Genomic DNA, 12,456 nt, shown 5'->3' with positions numbered 1-12,456 from the left:
CCCCGCCCCCGGTCAGCGGAACGTGTCGCACCGGGCCATGTCGCCCGTGCGGTACCCCTCCAGGAACCACTGCTGCCGCTCGCGGGCGGACCCGTGGGTCCAGGATTCAGGGGTGACCCGGCCCTGGTAGCGCGCCTGGATGCGGTCGTCGCCGACCGCGGCCGCCGCGTCGAGCGCCTCGGCGATGTCCTGCTCGGTCAGTGCCCGCAGCAGGGGGCGGCCCGTGGCCGAGTCGGGGGTGCGGACCGCGTTGCGGGCCCACACCCCGGCGTAGCAGTCGGCCTGCAGCTCGGTCCGCACCGCGTTGCTGCCCGCGCCCTGCCGGCCGTCCTGCGCCCGTGCGAGGGTGCCCGTCAGGTTCTGCACGTGGTGCCCGTACTCGTGGGCGACGACGTACGCCTGCGCGAAGGGCCCGCCGGTGGCGCCGAGCTTCGTCCGCAGGTCGTGGAAGAAGTCCATGTCCAGGTAGACCTGCCGGTCGGCGGGGCAGTAGAAGGGGCCCACGGCGGCGGTGGCGGTTCCGCAGGCGGTGTCCACCCGGCCGGTGAAGAGCACGGTGGAGGCGGGGGCGTAGCGACCGGAGCGCCGGGCGAACTCCTGGCCCCAGAAGTCCTGGGCGCTGCGCACGACCGCCGCCGTCCGGCAGTCCTCGCGGGTGTTGGCGTCCCGCCCGGTCAGGCAGGACCTCTGCACCTCGCCGACCGCCGTGCCCCCGGTGCCGGGCTCCGGTTCGCCGGTGAGTCCGAGCTGGTCGGGTCCGACGCCGAACAGCAGGCCGATCACGAGTGCCAGGATTCCGGCGATGCCGCCGCCGACCGTCGCCCGCCCGCCGGGGACGCGGCGCCCGCGCACGTCCTTGACTCCCGAGGTGTCGAGCCGGGCATCGTCGTCGAACTGCATGCAGCACCGTCCTCGCATCCACCAGCCGCTGCCGCCCCTGCGGCGAGTATCACTCTGTTCGTGCCGGTATGCGCTCCGGGCCGCGGCCCGAAAAGTGGTTGCGCGCCCCCGGTAGACTGACCCCCATGGCAAATCTCCTCGCGGATTAGCGGCGTCGAAGCTCGCCCCCCCGCCCCCTTCCGCCGTTCCCACCGCCCTGGAGTATTTCCGTGATCACCGCCACCGGCATCGAGCTGCGCGCCGGCGCCCGCATCCTCATCGAGTCCGCTTCCTTCCGCGTCGCCAAGGGCGACCGCATCGGCCTGGTCGGCCGCAACGGGGCCGGCAAGACGACCCTCACCAAGTGCCTCGCGGGGGAGGGGCAGCCCGCCGCGGGCAGCATCACCCGCTCGGGCGAGGTCGGCTACCTGCCGCAGGACCCGCGCACCGGCGACCTGGACGTCCTCGCCCGGGACCGGATCCTCTCGGCCCGCGGCCTCGACGTGCTGATCAAGAAGATGCGCGCGAACGAGGACCGCATCGCCAACGGCTCGGGCGCCACCCGCGAGAAGGCCCTGCGCCAGTACGAGCGCCAGGAGACCGAGTTCCTCACCAAGGGCGGGTACGCCGCCGAGTCGGAGGCCGCGACCATCTCGGCTGCGCTGGGCCTGCCCGACCGCGTCCTGGGACAGCCCCTGCACACCCTCTCCGGCGGCCAGCGCCGCCGGGTCGAGCTCGCCCGGATCCTCTTCTCGGACGCCGACACCCTGCTCCTCGACGAGCCGACCAACCACCTGGACGCGGACTCGATCATCTGGCTGCGGGACTACCTGAAGACGTACCGCGGCGGCTTCATCGTGATCTCCCACGATGTCGACCTCGTCGAGACGGTCGTCAACAAGGTCTTCTACCTGGATGCCAACCGCTCGGTCATCGACGTCTACAACATGGGCTGGAAGCTCTACCAGCAGCAGCGCGAGGCGGACGAGAAGCGCCGCAAGCGCGAGCGCCAGAACGCCGAGAAGAAGGCCGCGGCCCTGAACGCGCAGGCCGACAAGATGCGCGCCAAGGCCACCAAGACCGTGGCCGCGCAGAACATGGCCAAGCGCGCCGACCGCCTGCTGTCCGGCCTGGAGGCGGTGCGCGCCCAGGACAAGGTCGCCAAGCTGCGCTTCCCCGATCCGGCGCCCTGCGGCAAGACGCCGCTGACCGCCGAGGGCCTGTCGAAGTCGTACGGCTCGCTGGAGATCTTCACGGACGTCGACCTGGCGATCGACAAGGGCTCCCGCGTCGTGATCCTCGGCCTCAACGGCGCCGGCAAGACCACCCTGCTGCGTCTGCTCGCGGGTGCGGAGAAGCCCGACACGGGCGCCGTGACCCCCGGCCACGGCCTCAAGCTGGGCTACTACGCGCAGGAGCACGAGACTCTCGACCCGGACCGCACGGTGCTGGAGAACATGCGCTCCGCGGCGCCCGACCTGGACCTGGTCGACGTCCGCAAGACGCTGGGCTCGTTCCTTTTCTCCGGCGACGACGTGGACAAGCCGGCGGGAGTGCTCTCCGGCGGGGAGAAGACCCGTCTCGCGCTCGCGACGCTGGTCGTCTCCTCGGCGAACGTGCTCCTCCTCGACGAGCCGACCAACAACCTGGACCCGGCCAGCCGTGAGGAGATCCTCGGCGCGCTGCGCACCTACAAGGGCGCCGTCATCCTCGTCACGCACGACGAAGGGGCCGTCGACGCGCTGGAGCCGGAGCGGATCATCCTGCTCCCGGACGGCGTGGAGGACCTGTGGGGCCCGGACTACCGGGACCTCGTGGCCCTCGCCTGACCTCCTGCCGCGGACTGATCCAGTTCCTTGTCGATCATTCGGCCCAGGTCTTTCTCCATCATCTGAGTGAGACGGTCTCGTACCGTCGCGCTCTGGACGACGGCCCCGGTTGCGCCGCACGCGGCGCCGCGCCCGGGCTTCGTTCTTTCTGTGTTCCGCCCCTGACCTGGACATTCCTTGCGCTCTCGGGCGGATGTGACGGACGTCATGCAGCGGAAGAGGGGATTCCGTTCCGCTCGGGTGTCCACGGCCCGGGAAATGCCGTCGTGCCGACCTTGCTGAATGGGTGGCCAGGAAGCCGGGGAGGGGTGATCATGAGAAGTCCAGAGCGCACTTCCCATGAGGAGGCACGGGTGGCCGAGACTCTGAAGAAGGGCAGCCGGGTGACCGGCGCCGCGCGCGACAAGCTCGCGGCAGACCTGAAGAAGAAGTACGACTCCGGTGCGAGCATCCGGGCGCTGGCCGAGGAAACCGGCCGGTCCTACGGGTTCGTCCACCGGATGCTCAGCGAGTCCGGAGTCGTGCTGCGCGGCCGCGGTGGCGCGACGCGCGGCAAGAAAGCGGCTTCGATCTGAATCGGAGACCCCGGCCGCAGGTCCGGGGTCCGGACCAGCGGCGCCTTCATGCCTGCACCGCGGTTCCTTCGGTGACCCCCCGGCCGGTCCAACGGCCGACCGGGTGGTTACTGTGCAGTCACTTAGGCCGACACCGCGGCCGACTGCACACCGGAGGCACCCAGATGGCTCTGCTCGACAAGGACGGCGTACGGCTCACCGTGGACGACGCCGTCGCCACGGTGACACTGACCAATCCGGCCAAGCGGAACGCCCAGTCCCCTGCGCTCTGGAGGGCGTTGACGGAGGCCGGACGGTCGCTGCCCGGCACCGTCCGGGTCGTGGTACTGCGCGGTGAGGGCAGGTCCTTCTCCGCGGGCCTCGACCGGCAGGCGTTCACCCCCGAGGGCTTCGAGGGCGAACCGTCCTTCCTCGACCTCGCCCGCGGCTCGGACGAGCTGCTCGACTCCACCATCGCCGCGTACCAGGAGGCGTTCACCTGGTGGCGGCGCAACGACATCGTCTCGATCGCCGCCGTGCAGGGCCACGCCATCGGCGCCGGCTTCCAGCTCGCGCTGGCCTGCGACCTCCGCGTCGTCGCCGACGACGTGCAGTTCGCCATGCGCGAGACCAGCCTGGGACTCGTGCCCGACCTGGCCGGGACGCAGCCCCTTACCTCGCTCGTCGGCTACGCCCGCGCGCTGGAGATCTGCGCCACGGGCCGCTTCGTCCACGCCGAGGAGGCCGAGCGGATCGGGCTCGCCAACCTCGTCGTGCCCGCGGACGAGCTCGACGCCGCGGTCAAGGACCTCACCACGGCCCTCGTCGCCCCGCCGCGGGACGCCGTCATCGAGACCAAGGCGCTGCTCCGCGACGCCCACACCCGCGGCTACGACGAACAGCGCGCCGCCGAGCGCGCCGCCCAGGCCCGCCGCCTGCGCGACCTCGCAGGCCTCTCCGACTGACCTCGCCCGCGAACGGCCCCGCCCGATGGCGGGGCCGCCCGCCGCCCCGGACGGGCAGCGGTCCCGTACCCCCGTCACGGGACCAGCAGTGCCTTGCCCGGAACCTCGCGCGCCTCGATCGCCCGGTGCGCATCCGCCGCCCGGTCCAGCGGGAACGTCCGGGACACCACCGGCCGCAGCCGGCCCGCCGCCGCCTCGCCGAGCGCGAACGAGGCCAGCCGCCGCCGCTGCTCCGGCTCGAACTGCACCTCCCGGATGCCGGTGACCGTGATCCCGCGGCGCCCGGCCTCCAGAGGATCGGGCTCGGCGAATCCGCCGCTCGGCGCGCCGTGCGCCGAGATCCGGCCCCCGTCGCGGACCAGGGCGAAGGCGGCCCGACCCAGTTCCCCGCCGACTCCGTCCAGCAGCAGGTCCACCCCGCCGACCCGCCCGGCCCAGCCCTCCTCCGTGTAGTCCACCACCGTGTGCGCGCCCAGGCTCCGCACCAGCGCGAGCTTCCGCTCGCCCCGTGCCGCGCCGACCACCTCCGCGCCTGCCGCCAGGGCGAGCTGCACCAGCAGCGTCCCCATCCCGCCGGCCGCGCCCAGGACGAGCACCCGGGTCCCGGCGGTGATCCCGGCCGCGGCGGCGATGCCCGCGGCCGTCACCCCGTCGTGGCCGAGCGCGGCCGCCTCCGCCGGCCCGAGGCCGTCGGGGACGGCGACCGCGTGTCCAAGCGGTGCGCGGACCAGCTCCGCGTACGTGCCGAGAGCCGCCCCCGCCACCAGGACGCGACGCCCGAGCCACCCCTCGTCGACGCCCGCACCGACCCCGGCGACCGTCCCCGCCGCCGCGCCCCCGGGCACGTACGGCGGAGTGATGCCGAACCGGTCGCCCCAGCCGGCGCGTATCTGCGTCTCCACGAAAATCGTGTCGACGGCCTCCGCCCGGATCAGGAGTTCGCCGGCTTCCGGCACCGGATCGGGCAGTTCCACCGGAACCAGCACCTCCGGACCTCCGTACGCATCCACCCGCACCGCCTTCACGGCGTCCCCCTCTGCCTCGCTTCCACGGGCCCCAGGCCCTGTCGCGATCCACTCTCCGACCTCAAGGGCGGTTGAGGTCAAGGGCCGCACCCCGCCGTCCGGCCTAGTCCCGGAGCGCCTTCCCGTCGGCGCACTTACCGTGGTCCAGAGGGGGACAAATCCGCCTGAAAGGATCTGCGATGAGTGAATCCTCAGCCGGGGGCGCCGCCCGCGCTCCCGCGGAACGCGGCCGTACGAGCATCGCCGACGGCGTGGTCGAGAAGATCGCCGGAATGGCGGCCCGCGAAGTCGTCGGCGTCCACGCCATGGGCAGCGGCATGTCCCGCACCCTCGGGGCAGTCCGCGACCGCGTCCCCGGCGGGTCCAAGCAGTCCGTCACACGGGGCGTCAAGGCCGAGGTCGGCGAGGTCCAGACCGCCCTCGACCTGGAGATCGTCGTCGAGTACGGCGTGGCCATCCGCGACGTCGCCGGCGCCGTCCGGGAGAACGTCATCGCGGCCGTCGAGCGGATGACGGGCCTTGAGGTCGTCGAGGTCAACATCGCCGTCAGCGACGTCAAACTGCCCGACGAGCCCGACGACGAGCCCGAACCCCGGATCCAGTAGGAGGGAGGCCGCATGAGGATGGCTGTCGTCGGCCTCTTCGCCGGCATGGCCCTCGCCTTCGCCGGATACTTCGGCGGTTTCGGGGCGTTCCTGCTGGTCGCAGCGCTGGGCGCGGTCGGGTTCGTCGCCGGCCGGTTCCTGGACGGAGACCTCGATCCCGGCGAGCTGTTCCGGCCCCGGGACCACGGCAGGGGGCCCCGGTGAGCACACCGCGGCCCACCCCGCCCCCGGTACCGCCCGCCGAGCGCGGGGCGACCCACATCGCCGACAGGGTCGTCGCGAAGATCGCCGCACAGGCCGCGCGCGAGGCGCTGGCCCGCGAACCCGGCGGGCAGCCGCGCATGGGGGGCCGGGGGCAGCCCGCCGCCCCGCACGCCACGGTCACCGTCCACCACGACGTCGCGCGGGTCCGCATCAGCCTGGAGCTCGGATACCCCTCCGACCTCGGCGCCCAGTGCGCCGCCGTCCGCAGCCGGGTCGTCCGCCGCATCGAGGAGTGCGCCGCCATGTCCGTCCCGGAGGTCGACATCGACATCGAGCACCTGCACCCGCCGGGCACACCGGGTGCCGCCCTGCAGCGGAAGCCGCGGTGACGGCACCCGCCCCGCCGGCCCCCCGGCGCCCGGTCCGGCGGTTCCGGTCGGCGCGGCGGCTCCCCGCCGCGCTCCTGGCCCTCGCCCTGCTCGCCGCGGCCGGCCTCCTCCTGTACGACCTGGCCGCCGTACGGGCCGGGCGGCCCGCCCTGCAGTGGCGCCGCGCCGTCGCGGACGCCCTCGACCGGTACGCACCCGCGGACCCCGAAGCGCTCGTGGCCGCCGGCGTCCTGGCCGCGGTCGGGGCCGTCCTGATGCTGCTCGCCCTCGCCCCCGGGCTGCGCCGCATCCTGATGATGCTGCCCCCGGAGCCCGAGCCCGGGCACAAGCCCGCGGCGGGGGCGGCCGGGGACGCCGGCGGGGGCCCGGCTGCCGGGGTCCGGGCCGGGATCGGCCGCCGGGACGCCGCCCGCGTGCTCCGGGACCGCGTCCTGGAAGTGCCGGGAGTGCGGTCCGCGCGGGTCCGGGTCCGCCGGCGCCGCATCGCCGTGGCCGCGACCTCGCACTTCCGCGAACTGGACGACGTACGGGCCGACCTGGAGCGGGTTCTCGCGGCAGGCATCGGCGAACTGGCCCTCGCGCGCCCGCCGCACCCGCGGGTCCGGGTCGCGAGGGCCGCGGCCGGAAAGAGGTGAGACCGGTGCTCGGGACGGTCAACCGGATCCTGCTCGGCCTCGCCGGGCTGCTGCTCCTGGCCGCCGCGGCCGTGGTGTTCGCGGCCGCGCCGCCGCTCGGCGGGCGGTACCGGCCGCTGCTGGCCGCGCCGACGCGCAACCGCCTCTGGCCGGCCGAGGGCTGGACGCTGTGGGCGGTCTACGCGGGCCTCGCGGTGTGCGTCCTGCTCGCCCTGTGGTGGCTGCTGTCCCAGCTGCGGACCTCGCGGCTCTCGTCGGTCGCGGTCGACACCGGCGACAGCGCCTTCGCGGTGCTGCGCGGCCGGGCCCTGGAGGAGGCGGTGGCCGCCGAAGCCGGCGCCATGGAGGGGGTCGCGCGGTGCAGGGTCTCCCTGCGGCGCCGGCGCGGCGCCCCCGCCCTGCGGCTCCTGCTGGACCTGGAGCCGCACGCCGTGCCCGCGGACGTGCTGGCTGCGCTGGCCGGGCCCGTCCTCGGCCGGGCCCGCGCCTCGTCGAGGCTGCCCGCCCTCCAGGCGGACGTCCGCTTCCGCGTGCCGGCGCACCGGGCCCGCAGGGTCGCCTGACGCGGCCCGCCCACCCCGGGCCGGGCGGTCGGACCGGGGTGGGCGGGCGGTCGGCCCGTCAGAAGCCGTGCCGGAAGCCGCCGTCGACCGGCAGCATCACGCCCGTCAGATAAGAGGCGGCGGGCGAGAGCATGAACGCCGCGGTCCGGCCGAACTCCTCCGGGGTGCCGTAGCGCCCCAGCGGGATGCGGGCCTCGTTCGCGGCGCGGGCCGCGGCGGCGTCCCCCGACAGGGTGTCCAGCTCCCGGACGCGGTCGGTGTCGATCCGGGCGGGCAGCAGTCCGAGGACCCGGACGCCCTTGGGCCCGAGCTCGACCGACAGCGACTTCGCGAAGCCGGCCAGGCCGGGCCGCAGCCCGTTGGAGATGGTCAGCCCGGGAATCGGCTCGTACACGGAGCCGGACAGGACGAACGCGATGACCCCGCCCTCGCCGAGCTCGGCCGCGGCGGTCCGCGCGAGGCGCACGGCCCCGAGGAACACCGTCTCGAACGCGGCGGACCACTGCTCGTCGGTGTTGTCCGCGGCCGTGCCGGGGGCCGGGCCGCCGACGCTGATCAGGATGCCGTCGAGCCGTCCGAAGTGCTCCTTCGCCGCGGCGACGAGCCGGGCGGCGCTCTGCGGATCGGCGTTGTCGGCGCCGACGCCGACCGCGTTCCCGCCCAGGCCGGCCGCGGCCGCGGCGGCGCGCTCCGGGTCCCGGCCCGTCAGCACCACCTTCGCGCCGTCGGCCGCCAGCTCGCGGGCCGCGGCGAGGCCGAGCCCGCGGGTGGCGCCGGTGACGATGTAGACACGGTCCTTCAGTCCAAGATCCATGCGGCAGACCCTACGCCGCCGGAGCCGTCTCCCGCCCGGCGGCATCCGCCGCGGCCGCCCGGGCGGCGGCCTCCCGGTCGCGCCGCTCGCGCCGTACCAGGACCGCCCAGCCGACGGGGACCCCCGCCGCGAACAGCCACCACTGCACGGCGTACGCCATGTGGGCGCCGATCGAGTCGTGGTCGGGGTCGCCGATGCCCTCCGGCGAGCCGTCGGCAGGCAGCGGCCCGGTCAGTTCGAGGTAGCCGCCCAGCACGGGCCGGCCCAGGGCCTCGGCCTGCTGCCCGCTGTTGATGAGCATCACCTGGCGGTCCGGGAGCCCCTTGCGGTCCTTGATGCCGCTGCCGCCGCTGGTCTCGTCGGCCTTGAGGCGGCCCGTCACCGTGACCTCGCCCGAGGGCGGCGGCGGAACCTGAGGATGGGAGCGGGAGTCCTCGCCGCCGGGCACCCAGCCGCGGTTGACGAGCACCGCCCGCCCGTCGGCCAGCAGCAGGGGGGTCAGCACGTGGAAGCCGAGCCGGTCGTCGTTGGAGGTCCGCATGCGGACGACGACCTCGTGCGCGGTGTCGTACCTCCCGGTCGCGGTGACGGCCCGCCACCGGTCGCCCCGCGGGACCCGGTGGCCGGGCGAGGTCAGCGAGGCCACGGGCACCGGCTCGGCGGCCAGGTTCGCCTCGATCAGCTCGTTCTGCGCGACCCGGCGCTCGTGCCGGTGGTACTGCCAGAACCCGAGCTTGACCATCACGGGGATGAGGACGAGGGCGACGAGGGTGAGGCACACCCACTGCCGGGTCAGCACGAAGCGGTACACGCCCCCGACGGTACCCGCAGCGGAGGCGGCCCCGGCGGCCGGGTGGCCGTCCGGGGCCCCGGTGCCGCGAACGTCACACGCGGTCCACGATGCCCACCCTCCCCTCCGCGCGGGCGCAGTGCGCCCCGCAGAACCACTGGCCCTCGACCTCGACGCCCTGCCCGATGATCTGTACTCGGCAGTGCTCGCAGATGGGCGCCATGCGGTGGATGGCGCAGGCGAAGCAGTCGAAGACGTGAACCGCGCCCTGGGCATGGACCTCGAAGGACATGCCGTAATCGTTTCCGCAGACCTCACAACGTGCCATGCGCCACAGGGTGGGTCCGCGGGGCGGGCCGCGGAAGCGGGCGCGGGGCGAGTCGCCGGAGGCTCACCCGTCTGCCGCAGCCACGTCCCGCAGGAGCTGGGTGAAGGCCGCCTCGTCGACCACGGGGGTGCCGTACGCCCTCGCCTTGGCGACCTTGGAGGTCGCCGAGTCGGGGTCGTTCGTCACGAGCAGGCTCGTGAGCCGCGACACACTCGTCGCGACGTGCAGGCCGGCCTCCACGGCGCGGTCCTCCAGCAGTTCGCGGTCGACGGAGGTGTCGCCCGAGAAGGCGATCCGCATGCCCTGCTTCAGCGGCTTGCCGTCCTCGAAGCGCCCCGGGTTGGGGTGCGGGCACGCCGGCCGCTTGCGCGCGGGCCGCCAGGAGGAGCCCCGGTACGAGGCCTGCCGGCCGATCCGCGCGGAGGCGGGGGAGTCCGACCACTCCGTCAGGGGGCGGCACTCCAGCAGCGGCAGCCGCACCCCTCCCGCGGCCGCGGCGTGCAGCGAGGGGCGGAACGCCTCGGCGAGGACGCGGGCGTCGTCGAGGGCGTGGTGCGCGTGCTCCTGGACCACCCCGAAGTGCGCGGCGAGGGAGGCCAGCTTGTGGTTGGGCAGCGGGAGGTCGAGCTCCTTCGACAGGGCGATGGTGCACAGCCGCTGGCGGACCGGGGCGGCCGCGGAGGCGCGCGCGTACTCGCGGGCGATCATCTGCCAGTCGAACATGGCGTTGTGCGCGACGAGCACCCGGCCTTCGAGCCGGCTCGCGAACTCCTCCGCGATGTCCGCGAAGAGGGGTGCGTCCCGGAGCATGTCACCGGTCAGCCCGTGGATCCACACCGGTCCCGGGTCCCGCTGCGGGTTGACCAGCGTGTACCAGTGGTCCTCCACGTCGCCCTGCGCGTCGAGCCGGTAGACGGCGGCGGAGACTATGCGGTCGTCGCGGGCGAGGCCGGTCGTCTCCACGTCGACGACCGCGTACCCGGTGGGGTAGGAGGCCGGCCACGTCGTCTCTGCGGTCGTGCGGTCGTCGAGCATGGTCACAGAGGATATCGGCCCCCGCCGACACCCCCGCCCCGCGGCGGCGCCCCGTCCGCCTCCGCGGCCGCCGAACTGTCGCCCCGTCAGCCCCCGGCCGGCCGCGGACTTCCCCCGAGGGGCCGCCCGGGAGGCCGGTGCGGGCCGGCCGGGGCCCCTGCCGCGAACCGGTGGTAACACCGATGGATACCGATCGGTAACAACCTCTAGCGGCGGCCCGGAGGCCGCCTCTATGGTGCCGACATGCCGAACCTGCCCGATGTGGTGCTGTGGTCCATACCCGCCTTCGTGCTGCTCACCGTCATCGAAGCGGTGAGCTACCGCCTCCATCCCGACGAGGACGCCGCCGGGTACGAGGCCAAGGACGCAGCCACCAGCATCGCCATGGGGCTCGGCAGCATCGGCTTCGACCTCCTCTGGAAGATCCCCGTCGTCGCCGTCTTCACCGCCGTCTACGAACTCACCCCGCTGCGCGTGCCGTTCCTGTGGTGGACGGTCCTGCTGATGCTGCTCGCCCAGGACTTCCTCTACTACTGGCAGCACCGCAGCCACCACGTCGTCCGCATCCTGTGGGCCTGCCACGTCGTCCACCACAGCAGCCGCCGCTTCAATCTGACCACGGCCCTGCGCCAGCCCTGGACGAGCGCCACCACCTGGTGGTTCTACCTGCCCATGGTGGCGCTCGGCGTGCACCCGGCCGCGATCCCCTTCTGCTACGGCATCAACCTCGCCTACCAGTTCTGGGTCCACACCGAGCGCATCGGCAAGCTGCCCCGGCCGATCGAGTACGTCTTCAACACGCCCTCCCACCACCGCGTCCACCACGCCTCGCAGGGCGGCTACCTCGACCGCAACTTCGGCGGCATCCTCATCGTCTGGGACCGCATGTTCGGCTCCTGGGCCGGCGAGGAGGAGCGGCCCGTCTACGGGCTGACGAAGAACATCTCCACCTACAACCCGCTGCGGGTCGCCACCCACGAGTACGCCGCCATCGCCCGCGACGTGCGCGCCGCCCGCACCTGGCGCGAGCGCGCCGGGCGCGTCTTCCGCGGCCCCGGCTGGCAGCCCGCGCCGCCGCCCGCCGAGGCCGCCAAGCCCGCCGAGCCCGCCGAGCCCGGCGCCGGAGCCCCCGCGCCCGCCCCGGAGCGGGCCGCGTGAGCACCCCCGACGCGCGCCGGGAGCGCGCCGGGCGCCTGCTGCTCGCCGCCTTCGCCGCCGCCGCGGCCGCCGACCTCGCCTCGCTGCTCGCCGGCTGGGAGGCCGGGCACGTGCTCGCCAAGCCGCTGCTCATGCCGCTGCTCGCCGGGTACGCCCTCACCCGCCGCGGCCCCCGCCTGCTGGTCGCGGCGCTGCTCTTCGGCTGGGGCGGGGACGTCGCCCTGCTCTTCGACGCCGAGCCCGCCTTCCTGGCCGGCATGGGCTCCTTCGCCGCCGGGCACGTCTGCTACCTCCTGCTCTTCCGCCGCGGCAGGGCGCACCCCTGGCTGGGGGCCGCGTACGCCGCCGCGCTCGTCGGGACCGTCGGGCTGCTGTGGGGCGACCTTCCGGCCGACCTGCGGATCCCGGTCGCCTGCTACAGCCTGCTGCTGACCGCGATGGCGTTCCGCTCGGGGGCGTTCGGCCCGCGTGCCGGGCTCGGCGGCGCCCTGTTCCTGCTCTCCGACACCCTCATCGCCACCGGGGTGGCGGCCTGGCCGCAGCCGCCCCGACCGGACTTCTGGATCATGGCGACGTACTCGGCGGCCCAGTACCTCCTGGCCGGAGGCGTCCTCGCCGGGGCCCGGGCGTACCGTATGACGGTCGTACCCGGCGGCGGCCGCCGGGATCCCGCCCCCACCTGA

16 protein-coding genes are annotated in these 12,456 nt (G+C 74.4%); 10 read left to right on the top strand and 6 right to left on the bottom strand.

The features are described 5' to 3' along the window. Positions 1 to 12: 12 nt before the first annotated feature. Positions 13 to 900: a neutral zinc metallopeptidase gene (locus tag EF903_RS08615; RefSeq protein WP_125542510.1), complete on the bottom strand. Its 888-nt coding sequence runs from the start codon at positions 898 to 900 to the stop codon at positions 13 to 15. A 209-nt stretch (positions 901 to 1,109) separates the two neighbouring features. Between EF903_RS08615 and abc-f the strand changes: the two genes are divergently transcribed. The 3 genes from abc-f to EF903_RS08600 all read left to right on the top strand — a co-directional run bounded on the left by abc-f (position 1,110) and on the right by EF903_RS08600 (position 4,227). Then, entirely contained in the window at positions 1,110 to 2,708 is a 1,599-nt protein-coding gene (gene abc-f / locus EF903_RS08610) for a ribosomal protection-like ABC-F family protein (protein WP_125542508.1), read from the top strand. Positions 2,709 to 3,061: 353 nt separating this feature from the next. Then, the gene (locus tag EF903_RS08605) at positions 3,062 to 3,283 is read left to right on the top strand and encodes a helix-turn-helix domain-containing protein (protein WP_179175146.1); all 222 of its coding nucleotides are present in this window, start codon (positions 3,062 to 3,064) and stop codon (positions 3,281 to 3,283) included. A gap of 164 nt (positions 3,284 to 3,447) precedes the next feature. Next, the gene (locus EF903_RS08600; RefSeq protein ID WP_125542506.1) at positions 3,448 to 4,227 is read left to right on the top strand and encodes an enoyl-CoA hydratase/isomerase family protein; all 780 of its coding nucleotides are present in this window, start codon (positions 3,448 to 3,450) and stop codon (positions 4,225 to 4,227) included. A gap of 74 nt (positions 4,228 to 4,301) precedes the next feature. Here the strand turns inward: EF903_RS08600 and EF903_RS08595 are convergent, their stop codons facing one another. Further along, positions 4,302 to 5,237, bottom strand: coding sequence for a zinc-binding dehydrogenase (locus EF903_RS08595; RefSeq protein ID WP_260614966.1), 936 nt, complete (start codon positions 5,235 to 5,237; stop codon positions 4,302 to 4,304). A 194-nt stretch (positions 5,238 to 5,431) separates the two neighbouring features. Between EF903_RS08595 and EF903_RS08590 the strand changes: the two genes are divergently transcribed. The 5 genes from EF903_RS08590 to EF903_RS08570 are packed head-to-tail and all read left to right on the top strand — an operon-like array spanning position 5,432 to position 7,648. Continuing rightward, positions 5,432 to 5,857: an Asp23/Gls24 family envelope stress response protein gene (locus EF903_RS08590; RefSeq protein WP_125542503.1), complete on the top strand. Its 426-nt coding sequence runs from the start codon at positions 5,432 to 5,434 to the stop codon at positions 5,855 to 5,857. Between the two features lie 12 nt (positions 5,858 to 5,869). Next, the gene (locus EF903_RS08585) at positions 5,870 to 6,061 is read left to right on the top strand and encodes a hypothetical protein (RefSeq protein WP_125542501.1); all 192 of its coding nucleotides are present in this window, start codon (positions 5,870 to 5,872) and stop codon (positions 6,059 to 6,061) included. Continuing rightward, a complete protein-coding gene (locus EF903_RS35080) occupies positions 6,058 to 6,450 on the top strand; it encodes a hypothetical protein (protein ID WP_125542499.1) in 393 nt (130 codons plus the stop codon). The genes EF903_RS08585 and EF903_RS35080 overlap by 4 nt, the downstream gene beginning before the upstream one ends. Then, positions 6,447 to 7,085: a DUF6286 domain-containing protein gene (locus tag EF903_RS35075; RefSeq protein ID WP_125542497.1), complete on the top strand. Its 639-nt coding sequence runs from the start codon at positions 6,447 to 6,449 to the stop codon at positions 7,083 to 7,085. The genes EF903_RS35080 and EF903_RS35075 overlap by 4 nt, the downstream gene beginning before the upstream one ends. 5 nt (positions 7,086 to 7,090) lie before the next feature. Further along, positions 7,091 to 7,648, top strand: coding sequence for an alkaline shock response membrane anchor protein AmaP (locus EF903_RS08570; RefSeq protein ID WP_312845899.1), 558 nt, complete (start codon positions 7,091 to 7,093; stop codon positions 7,646 to 7,648). Positions 7,649 to 7,706: 58 nt separating this feature from the next. Here the strand turns inward: EF903_RS08570 and EF903_RS08565 are convergent, their stop codons facing one another. The 4 genes from EF903_RS08565 to EF903_RS08550 form a co-directional block, all read right to left on the bottom strand. Further along, complete coding sequence (locus EF903_RS08565) at positions 7,707 to 8,462, bottom strand: SDR family oxidoreductase (RefSeq protein WP_125542493.1); 756 nt, start codon at positions 8,460 to 8,462, stop codon at positions 7,707 to 7,709. A 10-nt stretch (positions 8,463 to 8,472) separates the two neighbouring features. Beyond that, entirely contained in the window at positions 8,473 to 9,273 is an 801-nt protein-coding gene (locus EF903_RS08560; protein WP_125542491.1) for an SURF1 family protein, read from the bottom strand. 73 nt (positions 9,274 to 9,346) lie between these two features. Continuing rightward, positions 9,347 to 9,580: a hypothetical protein gene (locus tag EF903_RS08555; RefSeq protein WP_114057021.1), complete on the bottom strand. Its 234-nt coding sequence runs from the start codon at positions 9,578 to 9,580 to the stop codon at positions 9,347 to 9,349. A 63-nt stretch (positions 9,581 to 9,643) separates the two neighbouring features. Continuing rightward, positions 9,644 to 10,615 carry a DEDDh family exonuclease gene (locus EF903_RS08550; RefSeq protein ID WP_125542489.1) on the bottom strand — a complete coding sequence of 324 codons (972 nt, stop codon included), beginning with the start codon at positions 10,613 to 10,615 and terminating at the stop codon, positions 9,644 to 9,646. A gap of 243 nt (positions 10,616 to 10,858) precedes the next feature. Here EF903_RS08550 and EF903_RS08545 point away from each other — a divergent pair, with 243 nt between their 5' ends. Continuing rightward, positions 10,859 to 11,773, top strand: a complete 915-nt coding sequence (locus EF903_RS08545) for a sterol desaturase family protein (RefSeq protein ID WP_125542487.1) — start codon at positions 10,859 to 10,861, stop codon at positions 11,771 to 11,773. Next, on the top strand, positions 11,770 to 12,456 hold the full coding sequence (locus tag EF903_RS08540; RefSeq protein WP_125542485.1) for a lysoplasmalogenase: 687 nt from the start codon (positions 11,770 to 11,772) through the stop codon (positions 12,454 to 12,456). The genes EF903_RS08545 and EF903_RS08540 overlap by 4 nt, the downstream gene beginning before the upstream one ends.

The organism is Streptomyces sp. WAC05292 (assembly GCF_003949955.1).
Lineage (GTDB): Bacteria > Actinomycetota > Actinomycetes > Streptomycetales > Streptomycetaceae > Streptomyces > Streptomyces globosus.
This window is presented reverse-complemented; position numbering and strand designations above follow the sequence as displayed.